This is a genomic window from Rhizobium sp. Root483D2 (assembly GCF_001426685.1).
Classification (GTDB): Bacteria; Pseudomonadota; Alphaproteobacteria; order Rhizobiales; family Rhizobiaceae; genus Pararhizobium; species Pararhizobium qamdonense.
The window spans coordinates 180,237-195,252 of the sequence record NZ_LMFB01000013.1 but is presented as its reverse complement, the minus strand read 5'-3'; the positions used below and the strand labels follow the sequence as shown (position 1 = coordinate 195,252).

Sequence of the window (15,016 nt, the reverse complement as noted above, 5' to 3'; positions counted from 1 at the left end):
TGGTTAATTTTCGGTGAATATCGCCGCAATCAGGTTCGGTTGCTGCCGGTAACCGCTGAACCGGGCGCAATAGAAAAAGGCCGGTTCCGGGGACAGCGGAACCGGCCTGCAGGGCCTTGGTCTGGGACGGGGACTGACCGAAGCCCTTTCATACGGCAGCCGGGCATCCTGAGCCGGGTTGCGTATGTCTGGTCTTGGCTCGCCCTACTGGCTGACGCTGCCGACAGCCACGGTACGGCCGTCCTGAAGCTTTACCCAACGGCCGGAATGCTGTTCCGACTGACGCTTGAGATAGGTATATTCGGTATCCGACCAGAGCAGGACCTTGTTGCGCATATTGTCGAGAACGAAATCGCCGCGATCGGTGCGCACGGTCAAAACGGCATGGCCTTCGCCGCTCGGCTGCAACACGACGGTGATCAGAAGGTCGGATGGCGAAAAGCCGGCCTGCATCAGGCGCTTGCGCTTCAAGAGCACATAGTCTTCGCAATCGCCGACCTTGTCGGGATAGGCCCAGTGCTCTTCGACGCCGTAGATTTCCTTGTCGGTCATCGGCGTCACGGATTCGTTGACGTCGTAATTGACCTCGAGAATTGTCTTCCAGCCGTCGCGGGTCAGCGTCAACGGGGCGCTACTGCCCGGGTTGGCGCGGCATTCCTGCGGCAGGCTGCGGCAGAATTCATAATGTCCAACCGGCGGGTTGGTGCTGCCGCCGGTGATCATGTTGGCGGGCAGGGCAAACGCCGACTGTACCGCCGCTGCGGAAACAAACGCGCCGATCAGGCCAGCTTTCAGAAATGTCTTCAGGACAGTTTTCGTTGTCATGCTTGTCTCCCCGTTCTGGAGTGACAATGACAGCGATTTTTTTATTGCTCGCGAAAATCGGAAGTAAAATAAAGTACAAAACAAATTGAAATAAGTAGAAAACTCAAATTAAACTTGAATAAAGTTTGAGTTGTTATTGATGCAAATTTATCTAAAATTTGAGCCTTTCCCGCCATGGCACAACCGCCGTTAACCCCTGCAAAACCATCCATCGTGCCGGAAATGCAGCATATTCTGTTGCGAAAGCGGTGTTCGGGCGGATGTTTTCCAGACGCGGCCGGGAGAGCCGTGCTGATGGAAAAGAAGAGTGTCTTTGCTGGTTTAGACTTGATTTACCAAAGCAGTCCCCGTTTCCCGCCGCAATGTGCTGGAAATTCCGAAAAAATTATTTTAATTCTGACACGGAAAATCATGGCGGGACTGTGGTTTCGCCAAAACGGTGCGTTCGCACGCCATCACCTGTACCATATTGGGGCGCCGCCCGGCACGCCGACAAGGGGAAATGGGGGACAGTCTTGCTTGCTGCATGAGCCGGCTTATGTCCTCATTATCCCGGCATACCGGAATTGAGGACGCCCGCAATAGCAGGAGACAAAATGCCATGAGTGAACTCTCGGATATCTACACGGGCTATATAGCCTGTCTCAACAGCCAGGATTGGCCGAGCCTCGGGCACTATGTCGGCGAGGATGCCTGCCATAACGGCCGCCGCATTGGCCTTGCCGGGTATCGCAGCATGCTTGAGGGCAACTATCGCGATATTCCCGACCTTAAGTTCAATATCGAGATCTTGGTTGCCGATCCGCCCGTTGTTGCAAGCCGGCTGCTGTTTGACTGCACGCCGCTGGCAATGTTCATGGATCTGCCCATCAATGGCCGGCGGATCACCTTTACCGAAAATGTGTTCTACGAGTTTCAAGACGGCAAGATTGCCAATGTCTGGTCCGTAATCGACAAAAGCGCCATCGAAGCGCAGCTCTGATCGCGGGCGTTGCGGGCCTCAATGCGGCGGCATAGACTAGAGCAAGCTTTGGTCTGCACGGTAAATCCAAGGGGAGGCATGAAATCCATGACGCCATCCGAAAATATCGACGCGCTGGTTGCCGGTCTCACCGATTGGCGTGGTGCAACGCTTTCCAGCCTGCGCAAGACGATCCTCGCTGCCGATCCGGATATTGCCGAAGAGTGGAAATGGATGGGAAGCCCGGTCTGGTGCTGCGAGGGCAATATGATTGTCGGCAATGCCCACAAGGAAAAGGTGAAGCTGACCTTCTCGCATGGCGCAAGCCTTGCCGATCCCGAAAAGCTCTTCAACAACGGCTTTGGCGGCAAGGTGTGGCGGTCGATCGATGTTTTCGAGGGCGATACGATCGATGCACGCGCCCTGAAAGAGCTGGTCGCTTCGGCGGTCGCATATAACCGGGGCAAGAGGAAGAAAAAACAGGCCTGAAACTTCGGCCGGACAATTCCGCTGTAACGCTACAGAAATTCGCGCAACGCCTCGCGCGACTGAATTCCGAGAAATTCGATCGCCACGCCCTCCTGGAAATGACGCACCACACGGCCCTTCATGCTGCCAAGCAGGATGGCGGTGCCGAGCGGCAGGCGGGTTTCCATATCGACGGCAGCTCCCGACAGGGAGAGGTCGATGATCCGGCAGACATATTTGCTGCCGTCGTCAAGCGTGATTTCCGTGCGGGTCTTGCGCGGCGCAAGACGGTCGTGGCGCCGGTCTTCCGGCAGGCCCAATTCATGCTTGTTGGCAATCCAGGTCAGCTGGGCCGCAAGCTTTTCGCGCTTGCGGTCGGTGGCATTGATCTGGATGACGAAAGCATTGTCGGCAAGCCGCGACACCGTGCCCTCGAGGCGGCCGACATGATCGACATAGGCGATGATGCGTTCGCCGGTCCGCGGCCGGGCCTCGGAGGTGAAGAGCACGTCGCCGGGCGACATATCGATGGCGGTGCATTCGAATTCGTCGTGATTGGCAAGCATCAGGCGGCCCGTCAGATTCACCGAAACGCGCTGAAAAGCGCCTTCGTTGTGAGGCTTTGTTCCGGCCGTCTGTGATTGTTGAAACGAATACATGATCACACTTGTGCGATGTCCACCCAGCCCACAGCTTTACCCTGTTCCAGTTAATAGAAGGTTTTTTTGCTCCTTTGCATTTGAGGCGTATTAATCATTGCGGCCACCCTCAAAGACGCGCAGGTGCAGAACCCGGCGGATGGCGCCGGCAATGCCCTGATCGCCCATTGTGGAATGACCCGTATGCTGGCGGGGTGCGGGCAGGGGCTTTTCGGGTCTCGACTGCATGAACAGGTTGGTTTTTTCGATGTCGAGAACGCGAATGCCGTCGAGATCGAGATAATTGACCGGCGTCGCCTCCAGCCAGAGCGGTCTCGAATGAGGGACCAGCGCTCCGATGATCCGGTCCACCACGCCATCGGGCGAGCGCAGCGGCAGGAGGATGATTTCAGTCGGCAACCGGTCGGCGGTGCCGGCAAGCGAGGATGCCGACAGCACGACCGGCGTCTTTTCCGTCATTACATTGTCGGCGATGCGGGCGAGGCGGCCGGTTTGGCTGGCAAGCCAGAGTGCGTCGAATGTCGAGCCGCGCAGCTCGCGCGCGAACAGTGAACAGATGCGCGTGCCGGCGAGCCGGAAACGGATATCACCGCGCGGCGTTTTTTCCAGGATGAACAGGTCTGACAGGATGTTGCGAATCTGGCCGGGCTCAATCTGGCTGCGCGACGGCACATCGCGATGGCCGCGCAACGCGTCCCAATAGGCATAGATCTCGATAGCGGTCTTGCTGCGCATGCTCTCATTCCATTCGAAACATATCTGTGCCGGTCTGGCACATCTGGCGGGAAAAACATGGCCCGCAGAGATAACAGTGCGATTTCCGTGCCAGCGCGATATTAAGGTTAATGTTTGGTTTCGATTGAAAGCGTCCGGCTCCGGTGGCATGGAAGCGCATCACTTCACGAAGGGTTTGCCTTCGGCACACTGACTTGCGGGCCTTAACGTTTTTGGGGGCTCAACGGCCGTTCAGTTCCTGACTGGACGGCCTTTTTTTCGCCTGCAAACGGTCATGCCCATTACAAATCCTTTTGATTTGATCGGCCCCGCCAGCCGTGCGAACAAGTGCCGCGCATCTCACCGCTTTTGACGCAGCCATGAATCGTATAGAGCGGGGCATTGAGAGCCCGGTGACGATATGCCGGCGAAAGGAATTGTGAGCAGGATGACCGACCAAACCGACGGTGCGACGCCGCCGCAGGCCAATGAAGCAGATGCTGCAACGCGGGTCAGCGAACCGGCGTTCAACCTGCCGGCAGGTCTTGTCGCCATGCTGGCGCTTCTGGTCGTCATCCATGCCGTGCGCACCTATCTTCTGTCCGCACCCATCGACAGCGAGGTGATCTTGAACTTCGCCTTCTGGCCGGCGCGTTATGATCATCCGCTCGCCGATCAGACGCTCGCCTGGCTCTGGAGCCCCTTGACCTACTCTTTGCTGCACGGCTCGTGGGAACACCTGATTTTCAACGGGTTCTGGATGGTGGCCTTCGGCGCGCCGGTGATACGCCGGATCGGCCTTATACGGTTCATGCTGTTCTGGTGCCTGTCGGCAATTGCCGCAGTCGCCCTGCATGTGGCGTTCCATTGGGGCGAGACGATCTTCGTCGTCGGTGCCTCCGGCGTAGTTGCCGGTTTGATGGGGGCTGCAGCCCGCTTCGTCTTTTCCCCAAGCGGCCGCATCAGCCGCCAGTTTGCGCATCTCAACCGCCGCCTGACTGTCGGTGAGGCGCTGTCGAACCGCTCGGTCGTGGTGTTCACCGGCATCTGGTTCCTCACCAATTTCCTGATCGGCCTTGGCGTCTTTGCCTTTGGCGGAGCGGGCGGCATCGCCTGGGAAGCGCATATTGGCGGCTTCCTGTTCGGCTTTCTGCTGTTTGGCCTTTTCGACCCCCCGCAAGTGAGCACGGCGCGCGGCTGATCGCCTTTCAATGATCGGCGATTTCACCGAGAACGCTTGATTTTCCACAGTCTGTGGCGCACCATTCGTGTCCGAAGGCATGAAACCGTGAGGAGAGCGGTTTGGTGCCAATGGGCAGATAAAGCGGCAGGAATGATGTCTGTCTTGCGAATTGGTCCTAAACCGCAGCGCGAGAAGCGCGTGGCGGTTCGCCAATATCCCGGTCAGATTCAAGGTCGCTGAAACGGGAGGGTTTGAATGTCTGTTAAAGCCATACTGAATGAAAAAGGCCGTCAGGTCGTGACGGTCGATCCGCAGGCGAAAGTGCGCCAGGCGGTGGCCTTGCTGAGTGAAAATCGCATCGGTGCCGTCATCATCGTCAAGCCCGGCGACGAGATCGCCGGTATCTTGACGGAGCGCGACGTGGTGGCCGCCATGGCCAAATTCGGGGCCGACTGTCTGGACAAGGCCGTATCGGACGTCATGTGGTCGAAAGTGTATAGCTGCACCGAGGAGATGAGCATCGACGGCATCATGGAAATCATGAACAACATGCGCGCCCGCCATCTTCCCGTCGAAACCAACGGACGCCTGGTGGGCATCGTCTCGATCGGTGACGCGGTTCGCCATCATATCCGGGCGATCGAACATGAGGCCGAACAGATCAAGGCCTATATCGCCGGTTGATGCATCCACGGAACATGACAATGCCGCGCACCCGGACCGGGCCGCGCGGCATCATTGTTTACAGCGACCTCTATCGCAGCATCACATCCTGAAGGCGCTGCAGCTCGCTGAGCTTCGACTTGGTCTCGTAATAGCCGCGATCGATCGCTTCCCCGGCCCGGTGAAATTCCGACAGGCCGATATCGTTGAGCTTGGGATGCAGCGCCAGATCCGGCGGATCGCCGGCAAGCCGCGCCCGCGAAATGCGATCCTGGATGATGTTGAAGGCCTGCACCATCACACTGGTCATGCCCAGCCGCCCGGCCTGGCCTTCCGGCTGTTTGGCCACAGCGGGCTGTTCGACCGCACGGCTTCCCGCATTGTGCTTGATCACGGCGGAGCGGCCATAAAGGTCATAGTTAAGGTTGACGGCAACGACCAGCTGCTGCTCGTGGGCGCGGCAGACCGAGACCGGCACCGGATTGACCAGCGCGCCGTCCATCAGGGTGCGGTTGTTGCATTTGACCGGTTCGAAGATGCCCGGCAGGGCGTAGGAGGCGCGGATGGCGGTGATCAGCGATCCCTGGCCGATCCAGACCTCATGGCCGGAATTGACCTCGGTTGCGACAGCGACGAAGGTGCGGTCGAGATCTTCGATCGCGATGTCCTGCAGATGTTCCTGCATGCGCTTGGTCAGGCGCAGGCCGCCGAACAGCCCGCCGCCACCGATGGCAAAATCCAGCAATCCGGCGATGCGGCGCATGGTGAGCGAGCGGGCGAATGTTTCGAGTTCGTCGAGCTTTCCAGCCAGATAGCAGCCGCCGACGAGCGCGCCGATCGAGGTCCCGGCGATCATCCCGACTTCGATCCCTTCTTCATCCAGCGCTTTCAGCACGCCAATATGCGCCCAGCCGCGCGCGGCGCCGCCGCCAAGTGCCAGCGCGATCTTGGATTTCGGCGGCTTGATCTGTTCGGGTGGGGAAGACACCAGGGCGTGGGAAGGGCCGCCGGGTGCGGAAGCGTCTGCGGTGATACCGCTGCGATTGAATGTCCAGTTCAACATCCGGCACCTCCATGCCGCAGAACACACTGTTACAGGCCGTCACGTCTCGCATTACTGCTTTGCAAGTGCATGCCGTACATACTCAATCTACAGGAGGGCGTTGCGGCCGGGTGTTCCCTGCGGAACGCATCCTCGTTGTCAAGATTACGCTCCCAGTCTGGTTGCGAAATCGTGAATCCAGTCAAGAAGCTGAGCCAAAAAGCGTCAGATGATTAATTTTTGCCGTAGACATCGCCCGGATGGAAATGAATTTCGGTATCAATGATGTTAAGTGACGTGACGCCATCCTTGACGCCAACGGACCGGTAAAAACACGAGCGCCGGCCGGTGTGGCAGGTTGCGTCATGGCCGGCGACACGGACTTTCAGCCATAAAGCATCCTGATCGCAGTCGGTGCGAATTTCTTCGACTGTCTGCAGGTTACCGGAGGTCTCGCCTTTTTTCCAGAGGCTCTTTCGCGAACGGCTGTAATAGTGGGCGATACCGGTCTCGATCGTCAGCGCCAAGGCCTGCGCATTCATATGCGCCACCATCAGCAGCGTGCCGTCGCCGGCATCGGTGACGACGGCGGTGATTAGTCCATTGCTGTCGAAACGGGGCGTGAAAGCGGAACCGGATTCCAGTTCCGCCTTGTCGGTGGACGGGCGGTCAAATTCGAGTGTCATCGGAAGGGCTCCGGTTGACGGAGCTTACTTGAAGCCCCGCAGCATGGTCATGAAGCGGGCCTGTTCGGCGGGCTCGTTCTTGAAGATACCGGTAAAGGTGGTGGTCAATGTCGTCGAGCCCTGCTTCTGGACGCCACGCATCGCCATGCACATATGTTCGGCTTCGATCATCACGGCCACGCCGCGCGGCTGCAGCGTATCGTCGATCGCCTTTGCAATCTGCGCCGTCATGGTTTCCTGCGTCTGCAGACGTCGGCCGAAGATATCGACAACGCGCGCGATCTTCGACAGGCCAAGTACCTTGCCATCCGGCAGATAGGCGACATGCGCCTTGCCGATGATCGGAACCATGTGATGTTCGCAATGCGAGAAGAACGGGATATCCTTGACGAGCACGATGTCGTCATAGCCGCCGACCTCCTCGAAGGTGCGGCCCAGAACGTCTTCGGCAGCCAGGTCATAGCCGGAAAACAGTTCCTTATAGGCCTTGGCGACGCGGGCAGGGGTATCGAGAAGCCCTTCGCGGGCCGGATCGTCGCCTGCCCAGCGCAGGAGAACGCGAACGGCGTCCTCGGCTTCCTTCTGGCTCGGCCGTCCATCGGTGGCGGTCACGGCAGGAAAATTCTTGACAATGGCGTCCATAATGGCCTCTTGGCGTAACAAGCGTTACGTGACGTTTATCTTTTCGGACAACTCGCCATTGGCCATTGACCTGACGATTTCAGGCCTGGTTTCCGTCGGCGGGCTCCGGGGCTTTTTGATTTGCAGAGGTTAAGGGCTCTGGATCATCCGGCACGGTTTCCCAAACAACAGGCGACTGTTCGCTCTTGCGAACCTGTCGCCCCCACACGACATAGCATATAATATGCCGGGACACATGTGAAAGAGGCGCAGATGGAGACACTGTGTTTTTTTCTAAGATACGATAGAAAATCATGCGCCGTTTGCCTGAAAACGCGCAAAAACAAGCGGATCGCGCCGAATGATGGACGAAATCTATAATAGCAGGATTTTGGAATTTGCCGGCAATATCCCCAAGAGCGGCAGGCTTGCCGACCCGGACGCCGAGGCGAGTGCGCATTCGAAGTTGTGTGGTTCGAAGGTGAGGATCACCCTGAAAATGGACGGCGATACCGTCACCGGCTTCGCCCATGAGGTAAAGGCCTGTGCGCTTGGACAAGCCTCGTCCTCGATCATGGCCCGCCATGTTGTCGGCGCCACATCCACGGAAATCCGCCAGGCGCGCGAAGACATGCTGGCCATGCTAAAGGCGGACGGCGAGGGGCCATCGGGCCGTTTCGAGGACATGCGCTTCCTTAAACCGGTTCGGGATTACAAGGCACGCCACGCCTCGACCATGCTGACCTTCGATGCCGTCGTCGATGCGATCGGCCAGGTTGAAGCGTCACGCCCGGTCAAGGCTGCCGGCTGACATGTGCGGCAAACCGGGATGCGGGCACCATGAGGCGGACAGCGCCAGACGGCCTTATTCAGGCCGCAACTATGCGGGTCCGTTTCGCAAGACGCCGGGACGCCTGTTCGGCATGTCCTTCATCCGGCTCTACCAGCTGACACTGTCCGGCTTTATCGGCAATTCCTGCCGCCATATCCCCACCTGTTCCGAATATGGCTACGAGGCGATTGCCCGCCACGGCTTCTGGCCCGGCGGCTGGATGGTGCTGTTCCGCTTCCTGCGCTGCGGCCCCGGCGGCACGAGCGGGCTCGACCCGGTTCCGGAGAAACTGCCACTCTCGAAGCATTGGTATACGCCCTGGCGGTATTGGCGCCCGGCGTCGCAATGACTGTTTATGTCGCTTTGCTCCACAGCATCGTCCTTGCACCCGGTCGCCGCGTGGTGATGTCGGAGCTTCGGGCGATGGCCGAAGGTCTCGGCTTTCGTGATGCGCGCGCGCTGGTATCGACCGGAAATCTGGTTTTCGAGGCACAAAGGGAACCGGTCGCAGTGATCGAGGCGCAGCTGGAAGAGGGGTTTCGCGCACGTTACGGAAAACATGTCGATATCATTGTGCGCGATGCACCGGGTTGGCTGGCACTTGCGGCGGGCAACCCTTTTCCCCCGGTAAACGATGCCGAAGCGCAAAATATCGTCGTCCGGGTGATGCGCTCGCCACTCTCCAGCGATATGCCAGCTAATATTCAGCGCGGCGGCGGAGAACAGGTCGCAGTTGTCAACGGCGATCTCTGGATCCGTTTCCCCGGCAAGCCGAGCGAGTCAAAACTGCTCTCGGCATTGACCACCAAACGCCTTGGCCCCGGCACCTTTCGCAATTGGAATACGGTGCGTGGCCTGACGGATATGATCGAAGCCTGATCTAGGCTGTTCTTTACTCCGTCACGAAAACGCTCTATCACCCGCGCGTCAATTTGCCGGCCGCGCCGGTTATCAACACCACCCGCATTCGTTGGCGGGACTGGACAAGGAAGAACACATGTCTGACGCTGTTTCCCTTACATTTCCCGATGGTTCCGTCCGCGGTTATGCCGCTGGCACGACGGGCCGTGAAGTCGCCGAATCGATTTCGAAGTCGCTTGCAAAGAAGGCCATCGCGATTGCGCTGGATGGCGAGTTGCGCGACCTGTCGGATCCGGTCGTCTCCGGCACGCTCGAGATCGTCACTCGCGAAGATGCCCGCGCCCTGGAACTGATCCGCCACGACACGGCCCATGTGATGGCCGAAGCCGTGCAGGAATTGTGGCCGGGCACGCAGGTCACCATCGGCCCGGTGATCGAGAACGGCTTCTATTACGACTTTGCCAAGAATGAACCGTTTACGCCTGACGATCTGCCAAAGATCGAAAAGCGGATGAAGGAAATCATCCAGCGCAACAAGCCTTTTACCAAGGAAATCTGGCCGCGCGACAAGGCGCGTCAGGTCTTTGCCGACAAGGGCGAGAATTATAAGGTCGAGCTGGTCGATGCGATCTCTGCGGATCAGGACCTGAAGATCTACTATCAGGGCGACTGGTTCGATCTCTGCCGTGGGCCGCACATGGCCTCCACCGGCCAGATCGGCAATGCCTTCAAGCTAATGCGGGTGGCCGGTGCCTATTGGCGCGGTGATTCAAACAACCCGATGCTGACGCGCATCTACGGCACCGCCTGGCGCACCCAGGAAGAGCTCGACCAGTATCTGCATATTCTGGCCGAAGCCGAAAAGCGCGACCACCGCCGTCTGGGCCGCGAGATGGACCTGTTCCATTTCCAGGAAGAAGGCCCGGGCGTCGTCTTCTGGCACGGCAAAGGCTGGCGCATCTTCCAGACGCTGGTCGCCTATATGCGCCGCCGTCTGGCCGGCACCTATCAGGAGGTCAATGCACCGCAGGTGCTCGACAAGTCATTGTGGGAAACCTCCGGCCACTGGGGCTGGTACCGCGACAACATGTTCAAGGTGACTGTCGCCGGTGACGAAACCGACGACGAGCGCGTCTTTGCGCTGAAGCCGATGAACTGCCCCGGCCATATCCAGATTTTCAAGCATGGCTTGAAATCCTATCGCGAACTGCCGATCCGGCTTGCCGAATTCGGCAATGTCCATCGTTACGAGCCATCGGGCGCGCTGCATGGCCTGATGCGCGTGCGCGGCTTCACGCAGGACGACGCTCATGTGTTCTGCACCGACGAGCAGATGGCGGCCGAATGCCTGCGCATCAACGATCTCATCCTGTCGGTCTATCAGGACTTCGGCTTCCAGGAGGTCGTGGTCAAGCTCTCGACCCGTCCGGAAAAACGCGTCGGCGACGATGCGCTCTGGGATCGTGCCGAAAGCGTCATGATGGACGTCTTGAAGACGATCGAGGCGCAGTCGGAAGGCCGCATCAAGACCGGTATCCTGCCGGGCGAGGGCGCTTTCTACGGTCCGAAGTTCGAATATACGCTGAAGGACGCGATCGGCCGTGAATGGCAGTGCGGCACGACGCAGGTCGATTTCAACCTGCCGGAACGCTTCGGTGCCTTCTATATCGATAGCAACTCGGAAAAGACCCAGCCGGTGATGATCCACCGCGCCATCTGCGGCTCGATGGAGCGCTTCCTCGGTATCCTCATCGAGAACTTCGCCGGCCATATGCCGCTGTGGATCTCGCCGCTGCAGGTCGTCGTCGCCACCATCACCTCGGAAGCCGATGATTACGGCCGCGAAGTTGCGGAATTGCTGCGCGATGCCGGTCTCGAGGTCGAGACCGACTTCCGCAACGAGAAGATCAACTACAAGGTCCGCGAGCATTCGGTGACCAAGGTGCCTGTCATCATCGTCTGCGGCATGCGCGAGGCGGAAGAGCGTACGGTCAATATCCGCAGGCTCGGCTCTCAGGCACAGACGCCGATGACGCTGGATGAGGCCATCGCCTCTCTGGTCCTGGAAGCAACACCGCCGGACGTGAAGCGCAAGGCCGAGCGTCGCAGCAAGGCCAAGGCCTGATCAGGGCTGAAAGTCTGTATGATCTCATCGGGAAGGTGCGGCAGGGCCGCACCTTCAGTCTTCTGTCAGAAAACTGTAACATTCGCAGACTATCCGGTTTATGCGTGATGGGTGGAATAAGCGCCGCCGCTGAACGCAGTCCGGCAAAACCGAAATACCTGTGCTGCGTCCCTTCCGGGCGCACCTTTTCTTGGAACGGGGAACAGCGTGCAGTTCAAAGAGCTGTCTTATGCCAACGAGAACGATCGACGGCTGAAACGTTGGTTTATCCGCTCCATGGAGGGGCTTGCCGGGCGCAATCGCTACGCCAAGCTCTACAATCAATGGCGCCATAATATTGTCGGCAAGAGCGACCGGATTTTCGGCGAAATGCTGGATCTCATCAATGTGCGCGTCCGCGTCCAGGGCGAATGGCCGCCGCGCCATCTGCCTGACACACCCGTGGTCATCGTCGCCAACCATCCCTTCGGCATCGGCGATGGCATTGCCGTCCTGTCGCTGGCCGAACAGTTGGGCCGTCCGTTCAGGGTTTTGATCAACAACGAGCTTTTGAAGGTGCCGGAAATGGCGCCCTATTCCCTGCCGATCTCGTTTGAAGAAACCAAGGAGGCGTTAGCGATCAACATGCAGACGCGCCACGAGGCCGTGCGGCTGTTGAAAGAGGGCGTCACGCTGATCGTCTTTCCGGCCGGTGGGGTCGCAACTGCGAGAAAGGGATTTGGCCGGGCCGAAGACCTGCCGTGGAAAATGTTTCCGGCCAAGCTGATCCAGGCGGCCAAGGCGAGCGTCATCCCGATCTATTTCGATGGCCAGAACGGCCGGTTGTTTCACCTGGCCAGCAAGGTCTCGCTGACCCTGCGCATTTCATTGTTGATCCGCGAGTTCCGCAGGCTATCTGGCACGACCATCTCGTCGCGCATCGGCCAGTTGATTGCTTGGGAGGAACTGAGCGCCATTGCCGACCGCAAGGACATCCTGACGCGCATCTATGACGGCGTGTTCTGCATGGCGCCGCCGCGCAAGCCGTTTCTGAAGAGAGCAGCGTCTTAGACTTAACTGATCGGCTCAGTCTTGCGCGTCCGATGCGCCGGATGCGGGCTGCGCCGATTTGTCGTTCAGCAGCACCTCGACATCGGTATTGACGCCGGCCTTGACGGTAAAGTCGCGCTGGAAAATCTTCTCGTTGTTGCGCGCCACCGCCGAGTAGCCGCCCTCGGCCAAAACCAGTGTCGGAAACGCGCCGACGCTTTCGCTGACCACGTCGCCCGATGAGGTGAGGATCGACCAGGCGGTATCGGCGATCGCTTCACCGCCGGGCTCGGAGACGAGCTTCAGCGTCAGTTTGGCGGCGCGGTGCTGGATCGTCGCCTCCGTCAGCTTGCCGGCCTCCACCTGGATATCGGCGCGAATGACGGCATTGACCGAGCCATAGTTGGACACGACATGATAGGTGCCGGTATTCAACCGCACGACGGTGTTCGGCTTGACGTCCGCGACCACAAGCGCGCGTTCGCCGTCTTCCTTCGCATCGGCCGAAAAGATCGAGAAACTCAGCTCGCCCGGCGGAATACGCACGTCGCTGCCCGATACTGCATTCAGCATAACGCCGCCGGCATCAAGCACCAGCACCTGCTTTTCCATCGGGCCGGCATCCGCCACCCTGATCTTGCGGGTCGCGCCAGCACGCCCGAAGGCGACATTGACGAAATATTCACCCGGGATGAGCTGAAACGCCGCCGATCCGCCTTCCGAGGTCGCAACCAGCGGCAGTTTGCCGTCGGAGCCGGGAATGGGGCTGAAAACCCGCCAGGTCAGGCCCTGTTCGACAGACTTGCCCTTCTCGGTCAGATGCGCCTCGAGTGCGATATCCTTTGCTGTCGGCCCTTGTGTTGCGGCATCCGGGATCATCGGGTTGAAGCTGTTGAGCTTCGGCATCTTCTTGGCTGGCGCGGAGATTGCCGGAAACGCTTTGAAGGGGTCGGCAAGCTCCTGCGCCTGCGGCGCACCGGTGGCAGCTGTCGCAAGAACGAGCGCTATGGAGACAGTGCGAACGGGACCGGCCTTGATGCGCATGGGGTGGTTGACATCCTGAGTGTGTGGCTCCACTTGAAACGCCGATATGGCATTTTCGTGGCTGCCTTCGGGGGAGCGGCGGCGTGCGCTGGCAAACTAGTGGAAATGGGCGGCGATGAAAACTGAAATCAGTCTGCGTGATTATCTGGCAACCCGCCGGTCTATTCCGGCCTTTCAGATGGGCGGACCGGGACCGGGCACGGCTGAAATCGAAGAGATGCTGAAGCTGGCCTCGCGCGTGCCCGATCATGGCAAGCTGGCGCCCTGGCGTTTCATCGTCTATCGCGGCGACGAGCGGGTGCGGCTGAGCACCGAACTGGCGAAAATGGCGCTCGCCGCCAAACCCGATCTGTCAGACGAGATGATCAAGGTGGAAAACACCCGCCTGACCCGCGCGCCGGTGGTCATTGCCGTGGTCAGCAAGGCGGCTCCGCATTTTAAGGTGCCCGAATGGGAACAGGTCATGTCGGCGGGCGCCGTCTGCCTCAATCTGCTGATGGCCGCCAATGCGCTCGGCTTTTGCTCGAACTGGCTGACCGAATGGTATGCGTTCGATGAAAAGGCCTATACGCTGCTGGGCGTTCAGCCGGGCGAAAGGGTCGCCGGCTTCATTCACATCGGCACGCCGCAGGTTCCGCCAACCGAGCGCCCGCGTCCGGAGCTTGCCGATATCGTCACCTGGGTTGGCGAGGACAGCTGATGTTTTATGCGACCGCACAAAACGCGCATGGCCTCGCCCATGATCCGTTCAAGGCCATCGTCTCGCCGCGGCCGATCGGCTGGATCGGATCGCGGGCTGAAGCTGGCAGCCTCAATCTGGCGCCCTATTCCTTCTTCAACGCCATCAGCGATACGCCGAAGATGGTGATGTTCTCCTCGTCCGGCCGCAAGGATTCGCTGCGCAATATCGAGGAAACCCGCGAATTCACCGCCAATTTCGTCAGCTTCGATATTCGCGACGCCATGAACCTCACCTCGGCCCCGGTGCCCCATGGCGAAAGCGAATTTGCGCTGGCCGGATTGACGCCCGTCGAAGGCGAATTCGTGCGCGCGCCCTTCGTTGCCGAGGCCTATGCGGCGCTGGAATGCAAGGTGACGGACATATTCCAGCCGAAGACGCTCGATGGAACCTTGTCCGAAAACCACGTGGTCATCGGCCAGGTCGTGGGCATCCATATCCGCGACGAGGCTGTTCGTGACGGCCGCTTCGATATGGCCAAGGTCCGGCCGGTCGGGCGTATGGGATATATGGATTATTGCGACGCCGGGGATGTCTTCGAATTGTTGCGGCCGAGACGCTAGG

19 protein-coding genes are annotated in these 15,016 nt (G+C 59.4%); 12 read left to right on the top strand and 7 right to left on the bottom strand.

The window, feature by feature from the left end; genetic code table 11:
• Window positions 1-204: 204 nt before the first annotated feature.
• Window positions 205-825: a transglutaminase-like cysteine peptidase gene (locus ASD32_RS12455; RefSeq protein WP_082546756.1), complete on the bottom strand. Its 621-nt coding sequence runs from the start codon at window positions 823-825 to the stop codon at window positions 205-207.
• Window positions 826-1,119: 294 nt separating this feature from the next.
• Here ASD32_RS12455 and ASD32_RS29570 point away from each other — a divergent pair, with 294 nt between their 5' ends.
• The 3 genes from ASD32_RS29570 to ASD32_RS12445 all read left to right on the top strand — a co-directional run bounded on the left by ASD32_RS29570 (window position 1,120) and on the right by ASD32_RS12445 (window position 2,275).
• Window positions 1,120-1,395, top strand: coding sequence for a hypothetical protein (locus ASD32_RS29570; RefSeq protein ID WP_156383158.1), 276 nt, complete (start codon window positions 1,120-1,122; stop codon window positions 1,393-1,395).
• Window positions 1,396-1,426: 31 nt separating this feature from the next.
• The gene (locus ASD32_RS12450; protein ID WP_060638358.1) at window positions 1,427-1,807 is read left to right on the top strand and encodes an ester cyclase; all 381 of its coding nucleotides are present in this window, start codon (window positions 1,427-1,429) and stop codon (window positions 1,805-1,807) included.
• 87 nt (window positions 1,808-1,894) lie between these two features.
• A complete protein-coding gene (locus tag ASD32_RS12445) occupies window positions 1,895-2,275 on the top strand; it encodes a DUF1801 domain-containing protein (RefSeq protein WP_060638412.1) in 381 nt (126 codons plus the stop codon).
• A gap of 29 nt (window positions 2,276-2,304) precedes the next feature.
• Here the strand turns inward: ASD32_RS12445 and ASD32_RS12440 are convergent, their stop codons facing one another.
• Both ASD32_RS12440 and ASD32_RS12435 read right to left on the bottom strand, forming a co-directional pair.
• A complete protein-coding gene (locus ASD32_RS12440) occupies window positions 2,305-2,913 on the bottom strand; it encodes a PilZ domain-containing protein (RefSeq protein WP_060638357.1) in 609 nt (202 codons plus the stop codon).
• A gap of 90 nt (window positions 2,914-3,003) precedes the next feature.
• On the bottom strand, window positions 3,004-3,648 hold the full coding sequence (locus ASD32_RS12435) for a PAS domain-containing protein (protein WP_060638356.1): 645 nt from the start codon (window positions 3,646-3,648) through the stop codon (window positions 3,004-3,006).
• A 427-nt stretch (window positions 3,649-4,075) separates the two neighbouring features.
• Between ASD32_RS12435 and ASD32_RS12430 the strand changes: the two genes are divergently transcribed.
• Window positions 4,076-4,828: a rhomboid family intramembrane serine protease gene (locus ASD32_RS12430; protein WP_060638355.1), complete on the top strand. Its 753-nt coding sequence runs from the start codon at window positions 4,076-4,078 to the stop codon at window positions 4,826-4,828.
• A gap of 237 nt (window positions 4,829-5,065) precedes the next feature.
• A complete protein-coding gene (locus ASD32_RS12425; protein ID WP_060638354.1) occupies window positions 5,066-5,494 on the top strand; it encodes a CBS domain-containing protein in 429 nt (142 codons plus the stop codon).
• Between the two features lie 70 nt (window positions 5,495-5,564).
• Here ASD32_RS12425 and ASD32_RS12420 read toward each other — a convergent pair whose 3' ends face one another.
• The 3 genes from ASD32_RS12420 to folE all read right to left on the bottom strand — a co-directional run bounded on the left by ASD32_RS12420 (window position 5,565) and on the right by folE (window position 7,843).
• Window positions 5,565-6,536: a patatin-like phospholipase family protein gene (locus ASD32_RS12420; RefSeq protein WP_060638353.1), complete on the bottom strand. Its 972-nt coding sequence runs from the start codon at window positions 6,534-6,536 to the stop codon at window positions 5,565-5,567.
• Window positions 6,537-6,748: 212 nt separating this feature from the next.
• Window positions 6,749-7,201 carry a phosphoribosyl-AMP cyclohydrolase gene (gene hisI / locus ASD32_RS12415; RefSeq protein ID WP_060638352.1) on the bottom strand — a complete coding sequence of 151 codons (453 nt, stop codon included), beginning with the start codon at window positions 7,199-7,201 and terminating at the stop codon, window positions 6,749-6,751.
• 24 nt (window positions 7,202-7,225) lie between these two features.
• Window positions 7,226-7,843 carry a GTP cyclohydrolase I FolE gene (gene folE, locus ASD32_RS12410; RefSeq protein ID WP_060638351.1) on the bottom strand — a complete coding sequence of 206 codons (618 nt, stop codon included), beginning with the start codon at window positions 7,841-7,843 and terminating at the stop codon, window positions 7,226-7,228.
• A 340-nt stretch (window positions 7,844-8,183) separates the two neighbouring features.
• Between folE and ASD32_RS12405 the strand changes: the two genes are divergently transcribed.
• The 5 genes from ASD32_RS12405 (at window position 8,184) to ASD32_RS12385 (ending at window position 12,690) form a co-directional block, all read left to right on the top strand.
• Complete coding sequence (locus tag ASD32_RS12405) at window positions 8,184-8,633, top strand: iron-sulfur cluster assembly scaffold protein (protein WP_156383157.1); 450 nt, start codon at window positions 8,184-8,186, stop codon at window positions 8,631-8,633.
• Window position 8,634: 1 nt separating this feature from the next.
• Window positions 8,635-9,003 (top strand): membrane protein insertion efficiency factor YidD, encoded by a 369-nt coding sequence (gene yidD, locus ASD32_RS12400; RefSeq protein WP_060638350.1) that lies wholly within the window; start codon window positions 8,635-8,637, stop codon window positions 9,001-9,003.
• Window positions 9,000-9,533, top strand: a complete 534-nt coding sequence (locus ASD32_RS12395; RefSeq protein WP_060638349.1) for a DUF1697 domain-containing protein — start codon at window positions 9,000-9,002, stop codon at window positions 9,531-9,533. Before yidD ends, ASD32_RS12395 begins: the two co-directional genes overlap by 4 nt.
• A gap of 118 nt (window positions 9,534-9,651) precedes the next feature.
• Window positions 9,652-11,640: a threonine--tRNA ligase gene (gene thrS / locus ASD32_RS12390; protein WP_060638348.1), complete on the top strand. Its 1,989-nt coding sequence runs from the start codon at window positions 9,652-9,654 to the stop codon at window positions 11,638-11,640.
• Between the two features lie 207 nt (window positions 11,641-11,847).
• On the top strand, window positions 11,848-12,690 hold the full coding sequence (locus ASD32_RS12385; protein ID WP_060638347.1) for a lysophospholipid acyltransferase family protein: 843 nt from the start codon (window positions 11,848-11,850) through the stop codon (window positions 12,688-12,690).
• Window positions 12,691-12,705: 15 nt separating this feature from the next.
• Here the strand turns inward: ASD32_RS12385 and ASD32_RS12380 are convergent, their stop codons facing one another.
• A complete protein-coding gene (locus ASD32_RS12380; RefSeq protein ID WP_060638346.1) occupies window positions 12,706-13,713 on the bottom strand; it encodes a hypothetical protein in 1,008 nt (335 codons plus the stop codon).
• Window positions 13,714-13,828: 115 nt separating this feature from the next.
• On the opposite strand from ASD32_RS12380, the gene ASD32_RS12375 reads away from it, so the two are divergent.
• On the top strand, window positions 13,829-14,413 hold the full coding sequence (locus tag ASD32_RS12375; RefSeq protein WP_060638345.1) for a nitroreductase: 585 nt from the start codon (window positions 13,829-13,831) through the stop codon (window positions 14,411-14,413).
• Window positions 14,413-15,015: a flavin reductase family protein gene (locus tag ASD32_RS12370; protein WP_060638344.1), complete on the top strand. Its 603-nt coding sequence runs from the start codon at window positions 14,413-14,415 to the stop codon at window positions 15,013-15,015. Before ASD32_RS12375 ends, ASD32_RS12370 begins: the two co-directional genes overlap by 1 nt.
• The last annotated feature ends 1 nt before the right edge of the window (window position 15,016 follow it).

Excerpts from the sequence above, each read along its gene's own strand:
- yidD (WP_060638350.1), top strand. The coding sequence starts at position 8,635 with ATGTGCGGCAAACCGGGATGCGGGCACCATGAGGCGGACAGCGCCAGA.
- ASD32_RS12420 (WP_060638353.1), bottom strand. The coding sequence starts at position 6,536 with ATGTTGAACTGGACATTCAATCGCAGCGGTATCACCGCAGACGCTTCC.
- ASD32_RS12440 (WP_060638357.1), bottom strand. The coding sequence starts at position 2,913 with ATGTATTCGTTTCAACAATCACAGACGGCCGGAACAAAGCCTCACAAC.
- ASD32_RS12380 (WP_060638346.1), bottom strand. The coding sequence starts at position 13,713 with ATGCGCATCAAGGCCGGTCCCGTTCGCACTGTCTCCATAGCGCTCGTT.
- ASD32_RS12435 (WP_060638356.1), bottom strand. The coding sequence starts at position 3,648 with ATGCGCAGCAAGACCGCTATCGAGATCTATGCCTATTGGGACGCGTTG.
- ASD32_RS29570 (WP_156383158.1), top strand. The coding sequence starts at position 1,120 with ATGGAAAAGAAGAGTGTCTTTGCTGGTTTAGACTTGATTTACCAAAGC.
- folE (WP_060638351.1), bottom strand. The coding sequence starts at position 7,843 with ATGGACGCCATTGTCAAGAATTTTCCTGCCGTGACCGCCACCGATGGA.
- ASD32_RS12375 (WP_060638345.1), top strand. The coding sequence starts at position 13,829 with ATGAAAACTGAAATCAGTCTGCGTGATTATCTGGCAACCCGCCGGTCT.
- thrS (WP_060638348.1), top strand. The coding sequence starts at position 9,652 with ATGTCTGACGCTGTTTCCCTTACATTTCCCGATGGTTCCGTCCGCGGT.
- ASD32_RS12450 (WP_060638358.1), top strand. The coding sequence starts at position 1,427 with ATGAGTGAACTCTCGGATATCTACACGGGCTATATAGCCTGTCTCAAC.
- hisI (WP_060638352.1), bottom strand. The coding sequence starts at position 7,201 with ATGACACTCGAATTTGACCGCCCGTCCACCGACAAGGCGGAACTGGAA.
- ASD32_RS12445 (WP_060638412.1), top strand. The coding sequence starts at position 1,895 with ATGACGCCATCCGAAAATATCGACGCGCTGGTTGCCGGTCTCACCGAT.
- ASD32_RS12405 (WP_156383157.1), top strand. The coding sequence starts at position 8,184 with ATGATGGACGAAATCTATAATAGCAGGATTTTGGAATTTGCCGGCAAT.
- ASD32_RS12430 (WP_060638355.1), top strand. The coding sequence starts at position 4,076 with ATGACCGACCAAACCGACGGTGCGACGCCGCCGCAGGCCAATGAAGCA.
- ASD32_RS12455 (WP_082546756.1), bottom strand. The coding sequence starts at position 825 with ATGACAACGAAAACTGTCCTGAAGACATTTCTGAAAGCTGGCCTGATC.
- ASD32_RS12425 (WP_060638354.1), top strand. The coding sequence starts at position 5,066 with ATGTCTGTTAAAGCCATACTGAATGAAAAAGGCCGTCAGGTCGTGACG.
- ASD32_RS12370 (WP_060638344.1), top strand. The coding sequence starts at position 14,413 with ATGTTTTATGCGACCGCACAAAACGCGCATGGCCTCGCCCATGATCCG.
- ASD32_RS12395 (WP_060638349.1), top strand. The coding sequence starts at position 9,000 with ATGACTGTTTATGTCGCTTTGCTCCACAGCATCGTCCTTGCACCCGGT.